This window comes from Aeribacillus sp. FSL K6-8210 (genome assembly GCF_037963925.1).
Classification (GTDB): domain Bacteria; phylum Bacillota; class Bacilli; order Bacillales; family Aeribacillaceae; genus Aeribacillus; species Aeribacillus composti.
This window is the reverse complement of the sequence record NZ_CP150172.1, coordinates 455,065-479,281: the sequence shown is the minus strand read 5'-3', so window position 1 is coordinate 479,281 and position 24,217 is coordinate 455,065. Positions and strand designations below refer to the sequence as shown.

At 43.7% G+C, this 24,217-nt stretch carries 24 protein-coding genes and 2 pseudogenes; 18 read left to right on the top strand and 8 right to left on the bottom strand.

What is annotated here, in order from left to right; all coding sequences use genetic code 11:
* Positions 1–7 precede the first annotated feature (7 nt).
* The 6 genes and pseudogenes from NSQ41_RS02460 to NSQ41_RS02435 all read right to left on the bottom strand — a co-directional run.
* Complete coding sequence (locus NSQ41_RS02460; protein WP_063387916.1) at positions 8–1,114, bottom strand: carbon-phosphorus lyase complex subunit PhnI; 1,107 nt, start codon at positions 1,112–1,114, stop codon at positions 8–10.
* A complete protein-coding gene (gene phnH / locus NSQ41_RS02455) occupies positions 1,114–1,713 on the bottom strand; it encodes a phosphonate C-P lyase system protein PhnH (RefSeq protein WP_327847871.1) in 600 nt (199 codons plus the stop codon). The genes NSQ41_RS02460 and phnH overlap by 1 nt, the downstream gene beginning before the upstream one ends.
* 16 nt (positions 1,714–1,729) lie before the next feature.
* Positions 1,730–2,152 carry a phosphonate C-P lyase system protein PhnG gene (phnG, locus tag NSQ41_RS02450; RefSeq protein ID WP_144598232.1) on the bottom strand — a complete coding sequence of 141 codons (423 nt, stop codon included), beginning with the start codon at positions 2,150–2,152 and terminating at the stop codon, positions 1,730–1,732.
* Between the two features lie 357 nt (positions 2,153–2,509).
* The gene (locus NSQ41_RS02445) at positions 2,510–3,691 is read right to left on the bottom strand and encodes an IS701 family transposase (RefSeq protein ID WP_339197155.1); all 1,182 of its coding nucleotides are present in this window, start codon (positions 3,689–3,691) and stop codon (positions 2,510–2,512) included.
* A 98-nt stretch (positions 3,692–3,789) separates the two neighbouring features.
* Entirely contained in the window at positions 3,790–4,509 is a 720-nt protein-coding gene (locus tag NSQ41_RS02440; protein ID WP_339210912.1) for a GntR family transcriptional regulator, read from the bottom strand.
* A 213-nt stretch (positions 4,510–4,722) separates the two neighbouring features.
* A pseudogene (locus tag NSQ41_RS02435) lies at positions 4,723–4,783 on the bottom strand (ArsR family transcriptional regulator); the annotation flags it as partial.
* A gap of 497 nt (positions 4,784–5,280) precedes the next feature.
* Between NSQ41_RS02435 and NSQ41_RS02430 the strand changes: the two are divergent.
* The 17 genes from NSQ41_RS02430 (at position 5,281) to hypF (ending at position 20,844) form a co-directional block, all read left to right on the top strand.
* Positions 5,281–5,808 carry a DUF1641 domain-containing protein gene (locus NSQ41_RS02430; protein ID WP_063387608.1) on the top strand — a complete coding sequence of 176 codons (528 nt, stop codon included), beginning with the start codon at positions 5,281–5,283 and terminating at the stop codon, positions 5,806–5,808.
* Complete coding sequence (hypA, locus tag NSQ41_RS02425) at positions 5,801–6,157, top strand: hydrogenase maturation nickel metallochaperone HypA (protein WP_063387609.1); 357 nt, start codon at positions 5,801–5,803, stop codon at positions 6,155–6,157. Before NSQ41_RS02430 ends, hypA begins: the two co-directional genes overlap by 8 nt.
* On the top strand, positions 6,150–6,845 hold the full coding sequence (gene hypB, locus NSQ41_RS02420) for a hydrogenase nickel incorporation protein HypB (protein WP_063387610.1): 696 nt from the start codon (positions 6,150–6,152) through the stop codon (positions 6,843–6,845). The genes hypA and hypB overlap by 8 nt, the downstream gene beginning before the upstream one ends.
* A 230-nt stretch (positions 6,846–7,075) precedes the next feature.
* Positions 7,076–8,047 carry a hydrogenase gene (locus tag NSQ41_RS02415; RefSeq protein WP_117017259.1) on the top strand — a complete coding sequence of 324 codons (972 nt, stop codon included), beginning with the start codon at positions 7,076–7,078 and terminating at the stop codon, positions 8,045–8,047.
* A gap of 776 nt (positions 8,048–8,823) precedes the next feature.
* The gene (locus NSQ41_RS02410) at positions 8,824–10,458 is read left to right on the top strand and encodes a nickel-dependent hydrogenase large subunit (protein ID WP_130156518.1); all 1,635 of its coding nucleotides are present in this window, start codon (positions 8,824–8,826) and stop codon (positions 10,456–10,458) included.
* A 150-nt stretch (positions 10,459–10,608) separates the two neighbouring features.
* Positions 10,609–11,079 carry a hydrogenase maturation protease gene (locus tag NSQ41_RS02405; protein WP_339210911.1) on the top strand — a complete coding sequence of 157 codons (471 nt, stop codon included), beginning with the start codon at positions 10,609–10,611 and terminating at the stop codon, positions 11,077–11,079.
* Positions 11,069–11,371, top strand: coding sequence for a hydrogenase maturation protease (locus NSQ41_RS02400; RefSeq protein WP_327856906.1), 303 nt, complete (start codon positions 11,069–11,071; stop codon positions 11,369–11,371). The genes NSQ41_RS02405 and NSQ41_RS02400 overlap by 11 nt, the downstream gene beginning before the upstream one ends.
* A gap of 82 nt (positions 11,372–11,453) precedes the next feature.
* Positions 11,454–12,809, top strand: coding sequence for a tetratricopeptide repeat protein (locus tag NSQ41_RS02395; protein ID WP_339210908.1), 1,356 nt, complete (start codon positions 11,454–11,456; stop codon positions 12,807–12,809).
* 26 nt (positions 12,810–12,835) lie between these two features.
* Positions 12,836–13,213, top strand: coding sequence for a hypothetical protein (locus NSQ41_RS02390; protein WP_063387614.1), 378 nt, complete (start codon positions 12,836–12,838; stop codon positions 13,211–13,213).
* A gap of 2 nt (positions 13,214–13,215) precedes the next feature.
* A complete protein-coding gene (locus NSQ41_RS02385; protein ID WP_063387615.1) occupies positions 13,216–14,067 on the top strand; it encodes a NifU family protein in 852 nt (283 codons plus the stop codon).
* A complete protein-coding gene (locus NSQ41_RS02380) occupies positions 14,049–14,666 on the top strand; it encodes a hypothetical protein (RefSeq protein ID WP_339210906.1) in 618 nt (205 codons plus the stop codon). The genes NSQ41_RS02385 and NSQ41_RS02380 overlap by 19 nt, the downstream gene beginning before the upstream one ends.
* A gap of 239 nt (positions 14,667–14,905) precedes the next feature.
* Positions 14,906–15,148, top strand: coding sequence for a hypothetical protein (locus tag NSQ41_RS02375; protein WP_339210905.1), 243 nt, complete (start codon positions 14,906–14,908; stop codon positions 15,146–15,148).
* 127 nt (positions 15,149–15,275) lie between these two features.
* Positions 15,276–15,557 carry a HypC/HybG/HupF family hydrogenase formation chaperone gene (locus NSQ41_RS02370; RefSeq protein ID WP_063387617.1) on the top strand — a complete coding sequence of 94 codons (282 nt, stop codon included), beginning with the start codon at positions 15,276–15,278 and terminating at the stop codon, positions 15,555–15,557.
* Positions 15,558–15,688: 131 nt separating this feature from the next.
* Positions 15,689–16,810: a hydrogenase formation protein HypD gene (gene hypD, locus NSQ41_RS02365; protein WP_327856903.1), complete on the top strand. Its 1,122-nt coding sequence runs from the start codon at positions 15,689–15,691 to the stop codon at positions 16,808–16,810.
* 170 nt (positions 16,811–16,980) lie between these two features.
* Entirely contained in the window at positions 16,981–18,015 is a 1,035-nt protein-coding gene (gene hypE / locus NSQ41_RS02360; RefSeq protein WP_339210903.1) for a hydrogenase expression/formation protein HypE, read from the top strand.
* Positions 18,016–18,064: 49 nt separating this feature from the next.
* Positions 18,065–18,322 (top strand): Uxx-star family glutaredoxin-like (seleno)protein, encoded by a 258-nt coding sequence (locus NSQ41_RS02355; RefSeq protein WP_242513756.1) that lies wholly within the window; start codon positions 18,065–18,067, stop codon positions 18,320–18,322.
* A 260-nt stretch (positions 18,323–18,582) separates the two neighbouring features.
* Positions 18,583–20,844, top strand: coding sequence for a carbamoyltransferase HypF (gene hypF, locus NSQ41_RS02350; protein WP_339210902.1), 2,262 nt, complete (start codon positions 18,583–18,585; stop codon positions 20,842–20,844).
* Positions 20,845–21,214: 370 nt separating this feature from the next.
* On the opposite strand, the pseudogene NSQ41_RS02345 reads toward hypF, so the two are convergent.
* Positions 21,215–21,394, bottom strand: a pseudogene (locus tag NSQ41_RS02345) (aldehyde dehydrogenase family protein); the annotation flags it as partial.
* A 319-nt stretch (positions 21,395–21,713) separates the two neighbouring features.
* The gene (locus NSQ41_RS02340; protein WP_339210900.1) at positions 21,714–23,036 is read right to left on the bottom strand and encodes an MFS transporter; all 1,323 of its coding nucleotides are present in this window, start codon (positions 23,034–23,036) and stop codon (positions 21,714–21,716) included.
* 464 nt (positions 23,037–23,500) lie between these two features.
* Between NSQ41_RS02340 and NSQ41_RS02335 the strand changes: the two genes are divergently transcribed.
* Positions 23,501–24,208 carry a FadR/GntR family transcriptional regulator gene (locus NSQ41_RS02335; RefSeq protein WP_063387623.1) on the top strand — a complete coding sequence of 236 codons (708 nt, stop codon included), beginning with the start codon at positions 23,501–23,503 and terminating at the stop codon, positions 24,206–24,208.
* The last annotated feature ends 9 nt before the right edge of the window (positions 24,209–24,217 follow it).

Below are 24,217 nucleotides of genomic sequence, written 5' to 3'. Positions count from 1 at the left end.
CTCCTTTTTACATTTCTTGCTTGCTTTTTGATTTGCGTACAATATCAAGCTTCGATTGGAAAGTGACATAGTGAGGCAGCTTCAAATGTGAAATAAACCCGGTGGATTCAACCGAATCAATATGATAAAGGACAAATTCCTCGTCTCCTGTCGGATAGTCCCTATTTCCTTTCTCCAAACTATTGTCTAAAATTCCCATTGCGATTGCTTTCGTTTCATTTTGACCAAAGCAAAGACCATATCCGATTTCAAACTTAATTTCCTTTTTCCCGTCCCCGATCTCAACTGTTTCCGGAATTAACATTTCGACTTCGGTTGCTTTAATTTCCCCAATATAATAAGCATCGTCTTCTCTATTAAATGAATGAAAAGGGCTATCGATGTAAACCGGCAAATAGCCGACACGCAGTTCACCTACTGTTGGATGAAGACTTCCATATCCGCGAATGACGGCATAAGCTAATGAAGTCACCGCCCCTGTCTGGCCTCTTGTTAAAACTTGGAGACGCTGACTGCGGGTGGAAGGAAACGTCAAGCTTTTTCTCGTTACATCATCAGGCTCTGTATTGTCCATTACACACTCCGAGAACAAACCTTCTTTTCTTAAGTAATCACTTACTTTTGGCAGTTTGCCAAAATGTTTTTCATCCACTTCATCGAGCATTTCCTTCTCATAGGCCGAAAGCCAATTTACTGCATCTTCATCTGTTTCCTCCATGAGGTCAAAGTCGAGCAAACGATGAGTGTAGTCAGTTGTAGCTCCTAAAATTTGGCCGCCTGGTATATCTTTAAAACTAGCTGAAATCCTTCTTTCGATACTCATGTCCTTTGTATTAACTATTTGCGAATAATGCTTGCGCGGTAAAGTGGATCGATATGCACGAAGCAGAAAAACCGCTTCTTCAAGATTGCCTTCAGCATGTTTGATCGCTAGCGCCGCAAGGGTTTCGTCATATAGACTGCTCTCTGACATCACCTGATCAATCAATCCCCGCAGGCCAGCTTCAATTCTGCCAATGTCAAGAACAACTCCTTTTTTTAACCGCTCATATTTCAGCCGTTTAATCGACTCCTCAATGGCAATTGTTCCGCCTTTCACTGCCACATATCCCATCAAAGCTTCCTCCCTTCTGATAAAATTTGCGTCGTCCTTGGCAGACATAAGAGATGATGATTTTTGTCCACAAAAATTAAATCAACCCCCATTGGAAATTCAGCGTTTTGTTGCTGTCGAACTTCCATCCAATTCCCATTTACTGAAACATTTACATAATTTGCTTCTTCAATGCCCGGACCTGTTAATTTGAAATCGCATTCATCCGTAACAGCATCTGCCTCAACAATAATGGTTGCTGAATCATGGGGATCGATGAGACTGCCGGTTTTTACTCGCTGTAATATTTGCCCAAGTTCATCTTCAGCTTTGTCATAAAGTACAAAAACGAAATCAGCGCGTTCTGCTGCATCAGCTTTTGCATAGGTTAGTTGGTTTATCCAGCGAGTTGTCTCTTCTTCCTTCTCGGAAACTACCTTAAAGGTCACTTCAGTATCTAGAAGCATTGCAGCCAGAACAAGTGTCGAGGGAAAACAGCCAGCCTCAAGATCTACTTTGGCCGCCTCATCTTTTAAATTTGTTATCAATCCGGGCCTAGACATGGAATCAACAACTTTTCGATATGCACGTTGAATATCGTGAATAAAATCTAATTTCATTCAACCTCTGCTCCTTTTAAACATCCATCGTTTCAAAATTTACTTTTGTCTTCAAAATTTTCATAAAGGAGTTCTTTCTTTGCTCATGAATTGCTGCTTCCTCCTTCAACAAAACTTCATTCCATCGTTCCGTTTCTGGCAATTGTGCATTGTAAGCTGCATCGACCACAGCCAAATGGTATGCTAATTCCGGCTCATGTCCTTTTAATATGCCGAAGCCGATATACCCGCTAATTTCCACTTTACATTCTGTTACAAAAACTTCTCCTAAGTAGAACAAACTGTTCTTTGCCGTTTCCCGAACTTTTACCATTACTAAACCGTTGTTCGGCTTTTCAATCGTTTTTACCTCATACTTAGCTAAAATTTGTTGTGCCAATGTGGCGGCAACGTTCTTATTTCCGTTGATTAAAATTTCTGTTCTTCGCCTTCTTTCCATTTCCGCCCCTCCATCATGATTTTTTGCTTCCGTTGATTTAAGCATATCTTGTTGCCAAGTGGAAAAAATTTAAAAAAAAGTAAATTCTATTAATTTTTTGCAAACGCATTTTTAAGAAAATGTTAATGAGCACAAAAAAAAAAGAGAGATTCCTTGAATGAATCTCTCTGCTGCTTTCAATCCAAAATCGAAAGCATATAAAAACAAGCAGAGAAAAACGCATGTTTTCCTCTACTTGTTGGATTTTAGGGACTTATCGGACATACCCGAAAGCAAAAGTTTTTTATATAACAAACTGTAGATGAGCAATTTTCATAACAATAATTACCATACCAAAAGAGACAAACAGGGTACCCCTTATGCCACATGGAGCTGTTTTTTGACAACATCAATGGGAATATCTTGCTTCGCTGCATGGTAAATGAACTCGACGAGACTATGCCCTTTCTTCGTTCGGAGAAGATCAAGCCCAGTAGAGAAATCCCGGTTGGACTCGACCATACTGTACACATAAGCGAGTTGCACCAAGATCCAATACCGTTTCACCGCCCGACGATGACGAACACGGTACCCATCGAGCTTCAGCTGGTCTTTCGCTTGTCGAAAAAAGCATTCGATCGACCAACGTTGGGCATAGTAGCGCAAGATCTCTTCATCGCTTAGCTCCCGGTCGGTGCTCAAGACGCAGTGAAGATGTTCGGGTGTCATCGGCTGATCGGCTTTCCAAGCCAACAACACAACGGCATCATCGAGACCTTTCAGCGATCCCTCGTAGCGATACACGCGATAACGCTCTTCTCCCACCGTGACGAGATGGGTGTCGTTCGGTTCGATATAGCGGGCAAACTGTTTGGCTTGGATGGCGATGCCTTTCGGATAGAGAATCCGGTTCGTTTTGAGCATCGCGATGACGTGAAATCCTTTTTTCAGACAGGCTTCCACGAGCGCTTGCGATGGATACCACGAATCCATCAGCACATAAACGGGACGGCGTACATCCAAAGAAGAAAGCATCTCGATCGCGAGTTCCCCCTTGCTTTTCCCAGCCGCCTTGTCGTAGAGGCGGAACGCAAAGGGAAAAGCCTGGGTCATCGTATGAACCATGAGCCAAACAAGAGAATGTCCCCAGATCGACTTTTTCTCTGTGTGAGAATAGTGCCAATCACACCCTTGAATGGCGTGCGTTGCCCGTGACGAAGGCTTGATTTTTTGGCAAATCGTATCATCGATCGAAACAAAAAGGGGTTGATTTTTCTGTTTGGCGATCCGTTCGACACGATGAAGCATCCATTGCTGGAGTTTGCCAAGCAGCGTCTCTTCATCCCAAGGGCTTTTCGTGAAAAAATGGCTGAGTGTCGTTCGATGATTGGGGTGAAAGCTCCAATGATGAAGATCGGTCAACGTTCCAGAAAAGCCTTTCGTGATCATCGCATCCACGATATGAACGAGATGCTTCATGACAGGTTTTGAAAAATAAAGTGCCAACCCCAACATCGTGAAAAACTTGTGGATTCCTTGATGATGTGCTAATCTATTCATGAGACATGAACCTCCTTGTGTGAATGGTTTGTTGGCACATCTATTCTAACCAAGGAATCGGGTTCATGTCTCCTTTTTTGTTTCGATGTAAATTTATGTTAGTGATTTTGCTCATCTACTGTAACAAAGTTAAAGCAATCACTCCGATAAAAAATTTCTGTATGTTCAAGCACCGTTCCGGTTTTTTTATCGATACATCCTGTCTCCAACACTAAAAGCGGAATTAAGCTCGTGCATTCAAGAATTTCCCATAGGAATTTAGTCGGAAATAAAACCTTTAACACGCTTGACTTCGATTCAAATTCAGTGAAGCCTTTCTTTTGATAATAATCAAACATGGACGTGATTTCCTTGCCGTACAAATCAATATCATCAAATACGGATTTCGCCACGTAGGAAATATGCAAGGCAATTGGTCGATTATTGACAATGCGCAGCCTGCCTATTTTAAATACTCGATCCGTTTCCTCAACACCGAGAGAATGAAAGATTGCTTTATTATAGCCGATTTCTTCGCAAAAAATGTTTTTCGATCGGAAATGGTGCCCAAGTCTAATCATTTTCCTGCTGAAGCTTTCATCCCCGGAAAGAACAAGCGGAATCTGCATTTGCCGATCTTTTACATAGCTGCCCTTTCCTTGTCTTGAATAAATATATCCCATCTCCTGAAGCCTTTCGTATATTTTGCGGATTGTCATTCGCGGAACGTTAAAATAGTCAGCAAGCTCATTTTCGGATGGTAATTTATCATTGGCTTCATACCTGCCAGAATGAATATCTGATATGATTTTATCAATGATCTCCATTTCTTCTGCCATCTGCATTCTACCCCGCTTTGAAATTGACCTGCTATTTTTTCACACGGCAGCTCAAAAACTGCGCTTTGAAAAATATTTTTTGCTACACTTTCTATTGGTTACATTCAGTATAGTTTAAGTAACTAGAACTGTCCAAGCCCATTTTATAGTCTATATAGGATCCATCTGCTAATTTGCTTTAGAGGCTGATAAATAAAGTTTTGCTGCATTATATTAATCTAATTTGCGAAGATGCTTGCTAATCGACGGCTGACTTATGTCAAACACTTCAAGAAGCTTGCAAACGCAATGTGTAAAACCCTCCTGGAAAGCATTAAGAACGTTTCAATCGAGTTGAAATACGTTCCTTCCATCCATGTTCCATAAAATTCCTTTCTGTTTCTTGTGTAGAGCCGAATAAGGTTTTGGAAAATATGAATCAAAAAATACTAAAATTTTCAAGCTCTTTGCTAAACCTATTCTATTTAACCCTTATCGGTAAAGGTATTGATCAGTTTTCATCATTTTATTCCACAACTTACCACTATTCTTGAAACAACTTTACTTGATAGTTTTTTATTTCGTTCACCTCTTTGCATATTTTCATATCCAGTATAGTCAACGAATGATTCTATTAGCAAAGAAGCAAAAACTTGAAATAGTTTTTATAAAATATGGTGTTAAAATATTCTGAATTGTTGTATTATTATTTTAACAGCTAGCAAAAAAAGACAACAATGTTTCCAAAATGACGCACTTTTTTTCTGTAAAAACCAAGAAGGAGGAATCGAAATGGGGGAGGCCGGGAAAGGAGCGGTTATGGAGACGTCCATTGATCACTTGTTGGTTGAAAAGCTTTCAGATCCGCGAACGATGGAGCAGCTAATCCACTTGCTTGATAAGCTGGAGAATGTAACGTTCCTTTTGGATATGCTGGAAAATTTTCTTCAACGCGGACCGGAATTTGCTGATTCAATCAATGAACTTGTCGTTCTTTTGCGACAAAGCATATCTAGACCAGAATATGTTACGCGTTTTGAGAATGCTTTAACCGCGTTGCATAAAATGCAAGAATTCCTCGATTCTCCGCAAGTTCAAGAGCTGATCAAGTCCGATGTTTTAGACGTGCGCTCGGTGCAAGTAATTGGAAAGGTGTCGCGTTCATTGTATCAAGCCTCTAAAGAAGCAGCGGAAACGGGAACAAAACGTGTGGGAATTATTGGTCTGATGCGGACATTAAGCGATCCGGAAGTACAGCCTGCACTTAATTTCGTCCTTAATTTTGCACGAAACTTATCGAAGGAGATCAGCGATGCATGAGTTGTCTATTGCCCAAAGCTTAGTTGAATTGGCGGCAGAAGCGGCGGAAAATTCGGGAATAAAGAAAGTTAAAGCGCTGTTTTTAAAGCTTGGAGTATTATCAGGTGTCGTAAAAGAAGCCTTAGAATTTTCTTTTGATGTGGTTGTTCAGGGAACTTCTTTGGAAGGGGCTAAACTCATTATTGAAGATGTCCCCGTGACCATTTTCTGTCCCAACTGCCAAGAAGAACGGATTTTGCCTGAACCGCTTCCTATGCGCTGTCCTACGTGCGGCACAAAAACTGGCCAAGTCCTTGCGGGACGAGAGATGGAATTGTACGCTTTGGAAGGTGGAGAAGAAAATGCATGATTTGACCTTGAATCCTCGAATTGTTGAAATTCGCCAGAATGTTTTGAAGAAAAATGATCTCCTTGCTAGAGAATTAAGAAAGCGGTTTCAAAACGTGGGTGTTTATGTCGTCAATCTCGTTTCCAGTCCTGGAGCGGGAAAAACGACGCTGCTTACAGAAGTGCTTACCCGCCTTGGCAAACGCTATCGAACAGCCGCTTTAGTTGGCGATTTAGCAACTGAAAACGACGCGGACCGCTTGCGGCAAAGTGGAGCAAAAGTGCGCCAAATTACTACTGGCACAGTTTGCCATCTGGAAGCGGAAATGATTGAGCGAACGTTGCAAGATTGGGAGTTGGAAACATTTGATTTCCTTTTTATCGAAAATGTTGGAAATCTCGTCTGTCCCGCAAGTTATGACTTGGGAGAAAACCAGCGTGTAGTTCTTTTTTCCGTGACAGAGGGCGAGGATAAACCGGTAAAATATCCGACTATTGTCAACAGTGCTGATACGGCGATTATCACAAAAATTGATTTAGCGGAAGCGGTAGATTTTCAGCGAAAACGATTTTATGAAGCATTGAATGAGGTGCGCCCAGGCATTCGCATTCACGAAGTTTCTGCTCGCACAGGAGAAGGAATTGACGAATGGATTTCACAGCTGGAAGCGGATAAATCAGCATTTATTCATTCGTCCGGCTCTCTATAAGCAAAATTTTAGATGAATAGAACGCTGCGAAAGACTATGATTTTGAGTTGTTTGGTTGAAATAGAAAACGATTTGAATCAAGCCGACAAGTCGCCAAACACCAGTGAGACATCTAAACAGGAGAGCGTCTATACGAAGATGTATTTTAAAATATCAGAACCTTCTGACTTAAATCACTCAAGGTATTGAAATTGAAAAATCTTGCCCAAAACTTTTTGGAGGTGGAGAAAATGGTGAATCTCCTTTGGATGCACGGCGGTGCGTGCAATGGAAACACTCAATCATTTTTAAATGCGGAAGAGCCAACGGTCATTGATTTAGTAACCGATTTTGGCATTAACATTTTGTATCACCATTCTTTGTCGATGGAGTTCGGTGAGCAAGTTCGCCGCCTTTATGAGCAAATTCTCAATGACGAAATCCCGCTGGATATCTTGGTGGTAGAAGGGACAATTATTCAGGGACCTGACGGTACAGGGCACTATGATATGCTTATGGACCGTCCGAAAAAAAACTGGATTTGGGATTTCGCCCATAAAGCGCAATACGTTGTCGCAATCGGTGATTGTGCGTGCTGGGGTGGAATTCCGGCGACAAAACCGAATCCGTCTGAATCGATTGGTCTTCAATATATGAAAGAAGAACGCGGGGGATTTCTTGGTACACAGTTCCGTTCGAAAGGTGGACTCCCAGTCATTAACATTCCTGGTTGTCCGGCTCATCCCGACTGGGTGACGCAAATTCTTGTAGCCATTGCTACTGGCCGTTTGGAAGATGTTGTTTTAGACGATCTTCAACGTCCGCAAACGTTCTTTAAAACGTTTACCCAAACGGGCTGTACGCGTGTGCAGTATTTCGAGTGGAAAGAGCCGGTGGAAGAGTTCGGACAAGGTACGCGAAAAGGATGTCTCTTTTATGAGCAAGGCTGTCGAGGTCCAATGACTCATTCGCCATGCAACCGCATTCTTTGGAACCGTCAATCTTCCAAAACTCGGGCAGGAATGCCTTGTATTGGCTGTACGGAGCCTCAGTTCCCGTTCTTTGACCTAGCACCTGGAACAGTTTTTAAAACGCAAAAAGTTCTCGGCTCAATTCCAAAAGAAGTACCACAAGGCACCGATCCGCTCAGCTACTCTGTGAATGCGGCATTGGCACGGGCTGTGGCGCCGAAATGGGCGAAAGAAGATATGTTTGTTCCGTGATATTAACGAAATTCGGATTTTTGTCATCAAGATGAAGTGGAATCAGATATGAGTGAAGCACCAATAAACCGTTTGTGATGTTACTTAACGGAAAAAGTGACATCTCCACAAAGACGTGAAGCTTGTTCCGTGATCATTAACAAAATTCGCAACTTTTGTCATCAGGATGAAGTGGAACCGGATATGAGTGAAGCACCAATAAGCCGTTTGTGATCTTACTTAACGGAAAAAGTGACTATCTACACAAAGACGTGAAGCTTGTTCCGTGATCATTAACGAAAATCACGACTTTTGTCATCAGGATCTAGTAGGAACCGGATATGAGTGAAGCACCAATAAGCCGTTTGTGATCTTACTTAACGGAAAAAGTGACTATCTACACAAAGACGTGAAGCTTGTTCCGTGATCATTAACAAAATTCGCAACTTTTGTCATCAGGATGAAGTGGAACCGGATATGAGCGAAGCACCAATAAACCGTTTGTGATCTTACTTAACGGAAAAAGTGACTATCTACACAAAGACGTGAAGCTTGTTCCATGATCATGATCATTAATGAAAATCACGACTTTTGTCATCAGCATCTAGTGGGAACCGAACATAGGTGAAGCACCAATAAGCCGTTTGTTGATGTTGCTTAACGGAAAAAGTGACCGCCTCGTCTACACAAAGGCATGAAGAAAGTTATTTTGTATGTTTGAAATCGACGATTTCCATTTACTGTGATTCAGATATCTTTTAATGGAAACCATTTTAGAAACGAGGTGCCTAAAGAACATGAAAAAGCAAGAGGCTATTGTAAAAACAAACAAACTGGAAATTAAAGTACATTCCCTCGGTCGTGTAGAAGGAGATTTGGATGTAAAAGTAGCCATTGATGATGGCGTTGTTGTAGATGCTTGGACGGAAGCAACGATGTTCCGCGGTTTCGAGATGATTTTAAAAGGAAAAGATCCGCAGGCCGGTTTGATTGTTACTCCTCGGATTTGCGGCATTTGCGGCGGCAGCCATCTAACGAAAGCAGTTTATGCGCTCGATACGGCTTGGGGGACGGAAGTACCGCCGAATGCTACGCTCATCCGCAATATTGCTCAAGCGGCGGAAACGATTCAAAGCATTCCGCGTTGGTTTTATGCTTTGTTCGCAATTGGTTTAACACATCGACATTACGCTTCTTCTAAGCTGTACGATGAAGTGGTTCGCCGTTGGGCTCCTTTTGAGGGAGAGCATTATGAGATTGGCGTCACTGTTTCAGCTAAGCCGGTGGAAATTTACGCGATCTTTGGCGGACAATGGCCGCATTCCAGCTTCATGGTTCCGGGAGGCGTTGTCAGCTCGCCGACATTGTCCGATATTACTCGCTCTATCTCGATTTTGGAATATTATCGGGAAAACTGGCTGGAGAAAGTTCTTCTTGGCTGTTCCGCTGAACGCTGGCTGGAAAACAAGACTTGGGACGATGTTCTTGCATGGCTGGATGAGAAGCCAGAGCATCGCAATTCTGATCTTGGCTTATTCATTCGCTATAGCATGGAAATCGGATTGGACAAATACGGAGCGGGGCCGGGCCGCTATTTAGCCACTGGAAGCTTTTTTAACCCGCAGCAATACCGCTATCCGACGATTGAAGGACGCAACGCAGCGCTGATTTCCCGTTCGGGAATATTTGATGGGGAAAATTTCCATGATTTTGATCAAGCACGGATACGCGAGGATCATACCCATTCTTTCTATCGCGGCAGCGGTTCTTACCACCCATTTGAAGGAGTAACCGATCCGGTGGATCCGATCGAAGGGCAAAAAGAAGGAAAATATACGTTTGCTAAAGCACCGCGGTATGATATTCCAGGCATCGGAGAAACTCCTCTGGAGGTAGGTCCGTTGGCCCGCCAAGTAATTGCTGGCCGCTCTGGTGCTGAGGAGTGGCAAGATTATGATCCTCTCTTTTTGAACTTGATTAAAGAAATCGGGCCAAGTTCGATGGTGCGTGTGTTGGCTCGCCTTCACGAAGCCGCGAAATATTATTTACGCATGAAGAAGTGGTTGAAGCAAATCGATTTAAACGAAAAATTTTACATCAAGCCGAAAGAATTGCCTGAAGGACGCGGATTCGGAGCTACAGAAGCAGCCCGCGGCGCTTTGGCTGACTGGATTCAAATTAAAGATGGAAAAATTGAAAATTATCAAGTCGTCACTCCGACAGCATGGAACATTGGACCGCGTGATCGTCACGGTCAGCGCGGACCTATCGAAACAGCGATGATCGGCGTACCTATTAAGAATCCTGAAGATCCGGTCGAATTGGCTCATATTGCCCAAAGCTATGATTCATGCCTTGTTTGCACCGTTCATGCTTATGATGCCAAGTCGCATAAAGAGTTAGCCAAATATAAAGTGATAAATATATGCTGATATCTCTAATATGCAACTTTAAGTGACGTGTTTTTCTGCAGTGCAAGCATATCAGCAGACGTTTCATATACAACTGTAAAACTAATAGTCGAGTAAAACAGACAAAGAATGGTAATGGGAACGGTACGCCTGCAGAAGGAGGAATTTTGTATGAACGTTATGATTATTGGATGTGGCAATTTGCTGCGAAGTGATGATGGGGCGGGACCCATGTTGATCCGCAAATTGTGGGAACATGGGGTCCCACCGGGAGTCCGTTTGGCTGATGGCGGAACTGCTGGCATGGATGTAGCTTTTCAAATCGGGGATGCAGAGGAACTGATTCTAGTAGATGCCTGTAAATCAGGAGATGAACCGGGCACGATTTTTGAAATTCCAGGTGAAGAGGTGGAAACTCCTCCGCTAAAAGATGTTAATCTTCACGATTTCCGCTGGGATCATGCGATTTCCTTAGGCCGATGGCTTTTAAAAAGCCGCTTCCCGAAGAAAGTGACCGTTTTCCTGATCGAAGCCGAAAACATATCGTACGGATTTGGATTGTCTCCAACGGTGGACAATGCCTTAGATCGTTTAGCGGATGAGCTGCTTCATCGCTTAGGAGGGAAAAAAAGTGAAGCTTGAACTGACACCAACTGGCTATCTTCATATTCCCGCCGAAGAAACGGTGCGGTTCCCTACAGGAACAGCCATCGTTTTAATACGTGACGAAGAACTGTGGGTGATGCCGGTAAGTCATTTGGGAGCGGGCGGATTACTGTTAAAACTGCGCAATTCTCGTGGAGATCGAAGCATGTTTGTCCAAGAAATTTTGCCCGAAGGTGTGCAGCCGGGAATTCGCGATGCTGTATGGGATGAACAATATGGAGCGCTTCGCATACCACTTTTTTGTTCCTGTGCGATGTCGGAGAAGTAAAAAGTATATAAGCCGCTTCATCCCTTGACTTGAATGGTCATGATGAAGAAAAAGTTTTGGACCTGGCCGACAGGACGATAAGATGATATCCATACTAAATGAAACGAGAGTGAGTAATTGCACAAAAATCGTTAGTACGTTAGAACATGCCGATCTTAGTTATTTAGAGGTTTCGTTGTCTTTCCAATTACAGTTTTTAAAAGGGGGAATAACAGTGCTGCAGCCACAGCCAATCGGTGTTTTTCCTGGAGCGGCAGGTTTTTTTCTTCTACCACCTGTTCCAAATGCAGATCAATTCATATCCCTTCTTCTCCGCGGACATTTTCCTGATCGTTGGCCGGAGAACTGGCGTTTTTTCGCTGCGGCGATTGAGGGAAAAAGTGAAGACGAGGTGCTAACATTATTGCCGGAAGGACCAGAAGCTGCTTATAACCGTTTTATTTTAGATCCACAAACATATACATACACTTTAGCCAAAGAAGTGCTCCCAGACGATTTCTCCTTGCTTTTGGATGCAGCGGCGTGGCGCCTGAAACTGTTTGAAACTCCCCCACCGCTTGGCGATGCGTCAGGAGAAATACGGGCGTTTTTATTGGCGACTCAAGCGTACGACGCGTTTCAACAAAAGGATTGGCCGACTGGGCTTTCGCTTCTTTCCGAAGCCGCCGCTACAGTAGAAAACGTGTCACCTGTTTTTTCCGCTCGCCTTTACGCGGAATATGCGGCGACAAAACAAATGCTTGGTGATTGCAGGAAGGAGGCAGTAGAAGGATACCGGAAAGCCCTCTCTCTTTTAGAAACGTCTTCCTTTCAGGAAGCAAGGGCTGAACTGTGGTTTCAATTAGGCACAGTACATCAAACTGGCGCCGATGGACGGAAAGGTTCTCTTCTAGAAGCAGTCAGATGTTATCATGAAGCACTAAAAGTATATCGGAAAGACACTTATCCAGAAGAGTATGCTACCGTTCATATGAATCTTGCTTTAGCGTATTTAGCCATTCCGTCTTTAGACCGCAGCGCCTATTTGCGCACAGCAACAGCGATCCAGTCATTAAGAGAGTCTTTACGCATTTTTAAAAAAGATAAACACCCTGAGCTTTGGGCAAGCGCCACGGTCAATCTAGCCAATGCGCTGCAACATGTAAAATCCTCTCATCTTGAAGATAACCTTTGGGAAGCAGTAGCTCTTTATGAAGATGTGCTCGAAGTACGCCGCTCTAAAGACGATCCAATAGCATATGCCCGCGTTTTAGCTAATCAAGGGAATGCGTTGGCACATCTAGGTGCGTTTTCCCGAGCGGTACCTCGGTTGGAAGAGGCCAGTCAATTGTTTCGTAAATATGGAGAGCATGAGGCAGCGAGTGCCATCGAAGACGTATTAGCGGAAATTGCCCTTAAGCGGAAACAAGCAGCAGTCAATGAAAAAATGGAACAGTAAAATGTGCGAAAGAGAGGAAGGATTGCATGAATCCCCACGAACAGCAATACTTTAATCTTTTGTTGGGTATGGCGGTTGACCGCTTTTGTGAACGTATCATCCAGCGCAATGAAGGAGCTCAAAAAGCTCTGGAACGGCTTCGCGCAAATCCTCAAAGTGAGGGAATTTGGCTGAACGAATTTGTGGACGCTTTCTTTCGCGATGCCCTTCTTGATAATCCAGCGGGCTCTTGCCTCATTTTGCAGGCTTTAGCCAATCATCGCGTCAATGATTTTACTAACATTGTTGACCGTAATACGGTTGAAGAAATGCTGCAGGAGATGGCCAAACAAACATTTGCCGCTTTATTATATCGGAAAACCGAAGAAGCTCTGGAGCAAACATTGGCTTTTGGAGGTGAGTGATCATGAAAGTTCAGCAGGAAGAGGATTTTCAAGCTTTGGCTGGACGGGTGGATCGCGTGCTGGACTCGATAAAGGGTCTGCCAGAAGACGCTCGGATGAAAGCAATGGAATTGAAAAAAGCCATTGAAGCCTTTCACGAACATGCTCTTAGAAAACTCGTTCGCACGTTTCGTGAAACGGAGGCGGGAAAAGAATTGCTGCTGAAAGCTGCAGAAGACCCTTCTATTTATGCGATGTTTTTGATGCACGGAATCATTAAACAAGATTTATTTACCCGTACCGCCGCCGCGTTAGAAGAAGTGCGTCCTTATATGCGTTCCCACGGAGGTGGCGTGGAGCTAGTTAAAGTGGAAGGAAATACAGTTTATGTCCGCCTTCAAGGAGCTTGTTCCGGTTGCTCGCTATCCGCTATGACGTTGAAAAATGGGATTGAGGAAGCAATTAAAGCCCGCGTTCCAGAAATTGAACATGTTGTCATGGTCGAAGAGGAAGTGACCTCCGGCTACATGCCATTTCACGCTATGAATGATACTGGAAATTTAGAACAAAACGGATGGGTGCAAGGTCCATCCGCTTCGGAACTGGAAGAAGGGAGTCCTGTTCGCTTTTCGCATGAGAAGCTCGATGTTTTGCTGGTTCGCTTAGAAGGAAAAGTAATGGCATTTCGCAATCAATGCCCTCATATGGGGATGTCTCTTGACGGAGGACTGGTGGACAACTCTATTATTACTTGTCCATGGCACGGCTTCCGTTTTGATTTATCCACCGGGGAATGCATGACGGCACCTCACGTGCAGCTAGAACCATTTCCAGTTCGGGTAGAGGATGAAAAAATATGGATACGATTAAGTTAACCGCATATCCCGAACGGTGGTTAGGGGGACCGGCCCCAGGCGGTCTTGTGCTGCCCCCTGCCCATCCAAACAGGATTCATCTTTATGCACCAAGGGGAGTGTATATAGACGATGATATTGTAGTGGCGGCCGACAGCGGCAACCATCGCGTACTCATTTGGTACAGCTGGCCGGAAAATGATCATGCGCCAGCTGACATCGTTTTAGGTCAGCCTGATTTTGAAACAGAAGGACCAAAGCTGTTTCATCTCCCGACTGGCGTTGCGGTCATTGAAGGAAAGCTATTTGTCGCAGATGCTTGGCACCATCGTCTGCTCATTTGGGAAACATTTCCAAAAATAAATAACCAGCCTCCCGATTATGTCTTGGGACAAGAGGATCTGTCAGGGACATCCCCTAATCGAGGAGGAAAAGTTAGTCCGACTGGATTTTATTGGCCATATAATTTTGCATACATTGATGAATGGTTTTACGTAGCGGATACGGGGAATCGCCGAGTTTTGGGATGGAAAGGTTTACCGGAAGATGGGCGTGTTCCTGATGTCATTCTTGGTCAACCGAATGGTTATGTAAACAGTGAGAATAGGGAAAAGGCGTAGGAACGGATACGTATCGCTGGCCGCACGCTCTTGCCGGCGACGGAAATACGTTATACGTTGCCGATGCGGGCAATCACCGCATTCTTGGCTATACGCCGCCTCCAGAGACGGACCGCCCAGCTGAGTTAGTTCTCGGTCAACAAGATTTTACTCAGTCATTTGAACTTCCCCATGTACCGCAAGGACCTCGGCGCTTCCGGTTTCCTTACGGAATCGCACAATACGACAATTTGCTAGCGGTGGCTGACACGGCAAACAACCGCATCCTTCTTTTTACTGAGTCGCCGCGAAAAGGAGCGTATCATCCTGCTTCGTATGTTATTGGCCAAGCAGATTTCGAAGGAATGGGAGAAAATCGCTGGAAAGCCGTAACAAGGGATTCACTTTGCTGGCCGTACGGGATTTGGTGTCATCAAAATCGTCTGGCAATTGCTGATTCAGGAAATAACCGCATCATCATTTGGCGCCTTGAATTTACATGATTGTTCTAAAGAATCTCTAACAAAAGTTTCAGTGTTTTAGTGTTCGAATGAACTTCTAGTTTTCTTTACGGACAATAAAATATCTAAATTTTCATATTTATTGCAAATCGGGGGGAGCGATTCATTTATGTGTTTAGCTATTCCAGGCCAAATTGTAGAAATGTTAGATGGTGACCGCCATTATGCTGTGGTGAATGTTTGCGGTGTGCGCCGCAAAATTAACATTGACTTATTAAAAAATGAACATCTCCTTCTTGGAGATTGGGTGCTTATTCATGTGGGATTTGCGATGAGCAAAATCAGTGAAGAACAAGCAAATGAACAATTGAATTTGCTAAGCATGTTAAATGAATCGGATGAAGCGATCGAGGAAGTACAAGGTTACCAATTTGATAACGAAAAAGTTTAAACATGTTAATACACAGCGCTGGAGACTTAAGGCAACAAAAGGCATATGATTGGTCAATCAAAACCCGTTCCGAAAAAGACGATATGCATGCAGGCAGTCGTTGTTGATCTAATTTTAGGAGGTGCAGTTTAATGACGACGATGAAATATGTTGACGAGTTTCGCAATCCGGAATTAATCCGCAAAATATCGGAAGAAATCCACCGTCTCGTCGATCCAGATTATCACTATCGTTTTATGGAGGTTTGCGGAGGACATACCTTTTCGATTTTTCGATTTGGATTGCAGAATCTGCTGCCTGAAAACATTGAGCTTGTCCATGGACCGGGATGCCCTGTCTGTATTCTTCCAATGGGACGGATGGACAATGGACTTTCGATTGCCAAACAGCAGGACGTCATTTTTACCGCATTCGGTGATGTAATGCGCGTTCCCGGGAAACATGGAACGCCTCTCGAACTAAAAGCTAAAGGGGCTGATATACGTATGGTGTACTCCCCTTTAGATGCTTTAAACATAGCGATGAAGAATCCTGACCGGCAAGTTGTGCTGTTCGCGATTGGCTTTGAAACTACCGCCCCATCAACAGCATTGACGCTCATGCGCGCACGTGAATTGGATGTGCCCAATTTCTCTGTATTTTCCAATCACGTCCTAATTATACCGGCAATGCAGGCAATATTGGATTCTCCGGATATGCGCATTGATGGGTTTATCGGACCTGGTCATGTTTCATCTGTAATCGGCGCCCGTCCTTATGAAAGCATCGCAAAAAAATACCAAAAACCGATAATTATCTCCGGTTTTGAACCGCTCGATTTACTGCAATCGATCCTCATGCTTGTAAAACAAATGCGCGAGGGGCGGTTTGAAGTAGAAAATCAATATAGCCGCGTCGTTCCTTACGAGGGAAATATGTCTGCACTTGATGTAATGAAAGAAGTTTTTGAAGTCCGCTCTCTTTTTGAATGGAGGGGACTTGGGGCTATTCAGCAGTCTGCGCTCAAATTGCGGCCTGAATTCGCCAAGTGGGATGCGGAAGTTCGTTTCCAAGTCGAGGGAGCTCGTGTGAGTGATCCGCAAATGGCGCCTTGCGGACAAGTATTAAAAGGTATATTGAAACCGCATCAATGTCAGCTGTTTGGCAAAGAATGCACTCCGGAACATCCGGTGGGAGCTCTTATGGTGTCGTCAGAAGGGGCATGCGCCGCCTATTATCATTACGTTCATTTGCAAGAAGCAGTGGGTGAATAAAAAGGAGGAAATTATATAGATTGGTTTTCCCTGTTAGGTGAAATACAATGCGTTTCGATTTCGGGCAGTGGCAGGGTTCATCAGCTTACTTTCAGACGTTATATGATTTGGGAGACGCTCACTGAACTTCTTAATTAATCGTTGCATCAGGAAGAAAGGAAGGAACAAGCATGAAGACAGCCAAAGTGAATTTTACTGATTCTTATATCGAATTGGCACATGGCGCTGGCGGGAAAGCTAGCAGAAGACTGATCGAAGGACTGTTGGTTCCCTATATGATGGGAGACAAGCCAGCAGAATTAAATGATGCGGCATATGTTGAGGCAAATGGGAGCCGATTGGCGTTTACTGCTGACAGCTTTGTTGTCAATCCACTCGTCTTCCCAGGGGGATCTATCGGCGAACTTGCCGTCAACGGGACAATAAACGACTTGGCGATGGGGGGAGCAAAGCCGTTGGCTTTGGTGACAACACTTATTATCGAAGCGGGATTGGCAACGTCGGAGTTGGAACGGGAAGTGGCGGCTATCGCCAAGGCAGCTCAACGTGCCGGAGTGCCTGTGGTCGGGGGAGATACGAAAGTAGTGGAGCACGGAAAAGCGGACGGTCTGTACATCACGACAGCCGGTATCGGCCTTACCGATCCGCGCGTTTCTCTTTCGTCCAGAAACGTTCAACCGGGTGATCATGTCATTTTGTCTGGTGCAATTGGTGATCATGGGATTACCGTTCTATTGGCTAGAGGGGAGTTGGATTTAGAAGCTGATCTTACTTCCGATACTCGGGCGGTTTGGCCGTTCGTATCGGCACTTATTGAGGCGGCGGCGCCGGGGCTTAGATGGCTGCGCGATCCAACCCGAGGCGGCGTAGCTACGGCATTAAACGAATTGGCAAGAGACGCTCAAGTAGCTGTTATACTCGATGAAGAGGCAATTCCAGTTCGCCCGGCAGTGCGCGGTGCCTGCGAAATTTTAGGATTGGATCCCCTTCATATTGCCAATGAAGGGCAGTTTCTTGCCGTCATTTCGCCTGAATACGCCGATATCGCATTAAAAACACTAAGAAGCATGCCGGGCGGGGAGAATGCGAAGCGCATTGGTGAAATACAAGCAGAGCCAAAAAAAGCAGTTTTAGCACGTTCTCAATATGGAGGTACACGCTTGATCGATATGCTGATTGGCGATCCGTTGCCTCGCATCTGTTAATCAATCATGAAAATGCTTAATAATAAATCATCTCTTTGGAGGATGAGAAATGATGCTGGAGCTTTATGGTGCGAAAGGATGTCCTTACACGAAGGAATTGCGGGAAAGTTTATTATGGGACGGAAAAGAATTTGTCGAGTATGATGTCGAAGAAGACAAAGCGGCATTAAAGCAGCTTGTTGTTTTGACGGGAGGAGGTACTGTTCCAGTATTAGTAGAAGACGGGCAGGTCATTCAAATAGGAGTTTCCGGCCGCGGATGCATGGTTGCATTGCCGTCCGCAAAGGAGGAGAAGCCGTTATCTTAAACGGGCGCCCCCTCTTCTCTTTAGGGAAGATACGTGCAAAATAAACGGATACATCTCTAGGAAAGTGGAATATGTCGGCATGAAAGGTTCTGTTATGTATACGCCTTCAGTTCAGAATGCGAGAACAAAGCTAAATGCCAGCGCATCAAGTTCAACGGACAATGTTTTCTTATTCAAAGTTCGGACGGTCCACTAAGCTCTATTTATCTGTTCGAAAGCTCGAAAATCTCCCGTTTTATAACGAAAGCAGGTGATTCATCATGAAAATAGCGCAGCGTATTCTAATATATGGTGTTGTGCAAGGGGTCGGTTTTCGTCCTTTTGTCTTTCGTAAAGCAAAGCGGTGGAAGCTCAGCGGATGGGTGCGCAATGGAGAAAGCGGCGTGGAGATTCATGTGGAAGGGGACGCAGATGCCATTCAACAATTTGTTCAAGAAATTACAGATCGATACCCTTCCTCAGCTAAAATAACCAATTTGGAAATTAAAGATGCGCCTTTACAAGAAGCAGCTGATTTCAAAATTTTAGCCAGCACGCTCCATAATCGGCCGACAGTGCAAATTCCTGCTGATCTTGCGGTTTGTCCGAAATGCTTGTCAGAATTGTTTGATCCAGCTAACCGACGATTCCTTTATCCATACATCAATTGCACGGATTGCGGTCCACGATATACGGTCATTGAGCAGCTGCCGTATGACCGGCCTTATACGACAATGCATATGTGGTCTATGTGTCCGGCTTGTTCAGCGGAATATTATGATCCGGCGGATCGACGGTTTCATGCGCAGCCAACTGCTTGCCCCGATTGCGGTCCTCATTATCATGTGCAGGGACAGGATGGAGAAATACATGGTGATGAAAAAGCGATCAAAAAAACGGCCGAGCTCCTTCGTTCTGGGCGCATCGTTGCGATCAAGGGGCTTGGCGGCTATCTTTTGGCGTGTGATGCTGAAAACGAAGAAGCGGTATGGGAGCTTAGAAGGCGGAAGCGACGCGGGGAAAAGCCGTTTGCCTTAATGGTAAAAGATCTCGAGACAGCAAGGTCGTTTATCGATATATGTGCGGAAGAAGAAAATCTCCTTACATCTTCCGCCCGACCCATCGTGTTGGCACGGGCTCGCCGATTGCTGCCGGGAGTAGCTCCTGATAATTCCGATTTAGGAGTAATGCTTCCATACACCCCTCTCCACCATTTGCTGTTTCATTTCGACGCACCAGAAGTGCTTGTAATGACAAGTGCTAACCGTTCCAGTGAACCGATCATCTATGATGATGAAGAAGCGATCAAGGCACTTGAAGGCATCGCGGACGCATGGCTTATTGGGGAGCGCCCTATTGCCCGCCGCGTTGATGATTCCGTCGTTCGCGTCAGCCCATTTGGCCCTACTGTACTTCGGCGGGCGCGGGGGTATGCGCCGCTTCCTGCTGCCCAATTGCCCAGTGATCGGCCTGTTCTTGCGGTTGGAGCTGACCTAAAAAATACCATTACATTAGTGGTCAACGGACAGGCGATCATGAGCCAGCATTTAGGAGATTTGATGAAATACGAAGCATATATGTCATTTGAGCAAACGGTCCATGATCTTTTGTCGATGTATGATGTTCGATTGCAAGAAACGATTGTGGCGTACGATCTTCATCCCGACTACCAATCTGCCGCCTTTGCCCACAATCTAGAAGCTTATCAACATATTGGCATCCAGCACCACCGCGCTCATGTGGCGTCCGTGCTGGCGGAGCGAAATGCATTGGACAAACGGGTGATCGGAGTGGCGTTTGATGGAACAGGTTTTGGCGACGATGGAGCGATCTGGGGCGGCGAGCTGTTTGTCGGAAGCGCTGCGGAAGGTCTAAAACGGCGCGGACATCTTCGTTACGCCATGCTTCCCGGCGGAGATGCGGCGGCACGCATGCCGCTTCAAGCGCTAGCTGGTTTCTTTGTGGATGATCCGAAATGGGCAATAAATGTCGGCAAGCAGCTTTCGTTTCCTGAACGATTTTTCACGGCAGTGAAGATGGTAGAGAAACAATTGCGCACCTTTCCAACAACGTCCGTCGGCCGTTTGTTTGATGCAGCAGCGGCCCTTTTAGGATTTACCGGTCCTATCTCATTTGAAGGACAAGCAGCCATTTGGCTGGAGCATTTAGCACGTACAGCTCCATTAGAGAAGGTATATTCTTTCCCGTGGAATGGAAAAGAGCTAGACTACCGTCCTTTTTTAAAGGAAATGGCAGAAGACCGTCTAAAAGGAAAAGATGCAGCGGTGATTGCTCGCGCATTTCATCGAAGCGTCGCAGAAGGCATATTTAGAAGTGTTCGTTCTTTAGGAGCGGCCTATGAAATTGACACTGTTGTGTTGTCCGGCGGTGTATTTCAAAATTCGCTTTTGTTAGCTGATTTGAAAGAGTTATTTTATGAAAGCGATATGCATATCTGGATCGGTGAAGAAATTCCACCTAACGACGGCGGCATTAGTCTCGGGCAGGCAGCGCTTGCAGCTGCAGCGCATTCGAATTTATGAGTCGTTATTGCTTCAAAAGCTGTAAATATTTGTCTATCACTTGCTATGTTTTAATTGTTGTACATTCATTTTTTCCAATTCAATGTATTGTAGACCGCTGACTCGAATTCGAGGAAGCCCAAGTATGACCCCACATCAATTTATGTTTCATTCTTCGCATCGTCTATTAAAAATTTTTTACAAGACATCTTTCGGCGGCTGCACTTAAAGAAGGAAAATTCCTTTTCCGTCCAATTTGTAAAAATGAATAAAAAAGCAGATTCATCAAGGTCTGCTATGCCAAAAATGTGCAGGAAAGCTGTTCAGGCTGCTGCCCTAAACGGATGAATCTGCTTCTTATCTATTTGTCTTCCTTTTGCATTAGAACCGTTTAAACACCCATCGAAATATACTTAACTTCTAAATATTCGTCTATTCCATGGTGTCCCCCTTCTCGGCCTATTCCGCTCTCTTTCACGCCTCCAAATGGCGCTTGGGCGACAGCAGGAATCGAATCGTTCAAACCGACGATGCCAAATTCCAATGCTTCCGAAACTCTAACGGACCGAGAACAGACTCAATAGAAGGTCTTCCGTTATCCGGGCAATACAAATCCTTAACCTTTTCAGTGATATATGTATTGATCTATTTTTCGTAAAAGGTGATCTTCCGGTACAAGTTCCTCAATACAACAAATTTATATTCATTTTAACTCTCTTTATTTGTAGTTCATATGGTTATTATCCTCCTAACTAATATTATAATAAATTAACACGGTAAACTGATAAAGATTATAAATAAAAATAATGGCTGTCGAAGTTTCTCGACAGCCTGAGGATAAGGAATTTTCTCCCTTGTCCTTTTCCTCTTCGAGCAGTGCCAGACATCACTTATACTGCTTGTTTTTGGATGTCAGCTCTAGGTTTTTCTCGTTTGACAAGTAACATAAAGAAAGCAAACACAAGTAAGCCGCTTAAGAAATACAACCCGGCACTTGTTCCTCCCGTCAAATCTTTCAATGCTCCTACTGCATATGGACCGATAAAACCGCCAAGATTGCCAATCGAATTTACTACAGCTATCCCAACAGCTGCTTGTGCTGGATTAAGCATTGTTGTAGGCAGCGCCCAAAAAGGACCTTTATAACAATACATGCCTGTAAGTGATAAAGTGATGAATAACATGCCCAATACAGGTTGGAGTGTTACTCCAGCGCCTATCAATGTTATTGCCCCTACCAAGAGCGGCAAGGCAGCATGAAGCCATCTTTCTCCTTTGCGGTCAGAGCGGGCTGACCACCAGTTCATGGCAATAGTAGCAACAATATAAGGAATGGTAGCAATTAGACCAATTTGTGTATTAGATAAAGACGCTGACATTCCATCAATAATCTGCGGCATCCAGTAACTGACACCAAGAGTACCGGCAATATAAACAAAATAAATAATGGCAAAGTACCACACTTTTGCATCACGAAGAGCTTCTATATGTCCGCTATGCTTTGCAGAACCCTTTTTGCCATCTGCTTCTTTTACTCTTTCCTTTTCCAATTCAGCAATTAGCCAATTCTTTTCTTCTTCGGTGAGCCATTTTGCATCCTCTGGTTTATCCGCTAAATAAAATAGAGTCACGATCCCAAAAATCACAGCCGGAGCACCTTCAATTAAAAACATCCAGCGCCAGCCTTCAACATTGAACCAATGAATGTTGTCCATAATCCATGTCGAAAGTGGAGCACCGATAATATATGATACAGGAATCGCACTCATTAACATGGCAATGGTTTTTGCGTGATCTTTTGCCCTAAACCAATATGTTAAGTACAAAACAATTCCCGGGAAAAAGCCAGCTTCTGCAACACCGAGCAAAAATCTAATAATGTAAAGATGACTTGCTTCCTGTACAAACCCAGTCGCCATCGATATAATTCCCCATGTAATGAGGATTCGCGCAATCCAGACACGGGCGCCAAACTTCTCCATCAAAATATTACTTGGTACTTCAAAAAGAAAATAGCCGATAAAGAATATACCAGTTGCCAGACCGAAAACCTGGCTGGTCAAACCAAGGGCATCATTCATCTCCAAAGCGGCATAACCAATGTTAGCCCGATCCAAATACGAAATAATATAAAGGAAAAATACAAATGGAATAATCCTCCTTGTTACTTTTCGCACTGTTTGCTTTTCCAAAGATACTGCGTCATTCATCATACCCACTCCCCCTAAATTTAAAATGAATATAGAAAAAACTGTATAGATTGAATGAAGTAAATGTTCCGAAAATTATTGAAACGAAATTACTTCACTTTATTTACAATTAGGAATCAACACACCTTGAAATACACAGGCTGAAGGCCAAAAAATCTTATAAAAATGTAAGTGTTTACATTTTCAGGCTAATATAAAGGTTCCCCATATCTTGTGTTGGATCCTAATGTAAATAACATATTCTAATAATTTGTTATTTGTAATACAAATTAGTAATACAAATTTTACTGTATATCTTGTGTTTTTTATTTTTTTTGATTATTATAATCATAAAATAGCGTGTTGTAAATTAAAATTTCAAAAAAAATTACTGAAAAATTATTATAAATTTGTTATATAAATCAATAAATTTGTTATACAAATATAGTTCATTCCCTATTTTTAGAACTACGAAAGGAGAGGGAGTCATGGCCAAAAAAGAAAAAGTTTCGCAAATGATATCTCGTGAATTATTGAAACAAATTGAAATCGGAAAATTTCCACCAGGCTCTAAGCTGCCGACAGAAATGGAGTTGGCTGCTCAATTCGGTGTAAGTAGAGTACCTATTCGCGAGGCTTTAAGTATGCTGCGTGCAGCAGGTGTCATTTCCTCGCGTCAAGGCGGCGGGAGTTATGTAGAAGAATCAACAAATTCATCATTATTACAGCGTATTCGAATTGAGAGCGATGATGTGGACAGCATTAAATATTTATTTGAAATGAGAAAAATTTTGGAGCCGGAAGCAGCATATTTAGCAGCACTCCGACGTACACCTGAACAGCTAGAGCAAATGAAACGAATTTTAAAAACAATGGAAAATGAATCATTAGAAGAAGGAGACATTTCAACAGAGGCCGATATCGAATTCCATCGTTCGATTATTTTGGCTACACATAATCCAGTTTTAATTCAAACACTTGAAAATCTATCCTCTCTTTATGAAAAAACATTAAAGATTACGTTGCGACCTAACGTGGAGTTAAAACAAAAACGAAAAGCTGTATATCAAGAACATTACAATATTTTACAAGCAATCGAAGCAGAAGAACCGGACCTCGCCAAAATCCAATGTCTCATCCATTTAAAAAATGCTGAGAAAAAATTAAGTCTGCTTTTAAGAGATTATACGATATAGAAAATTGGA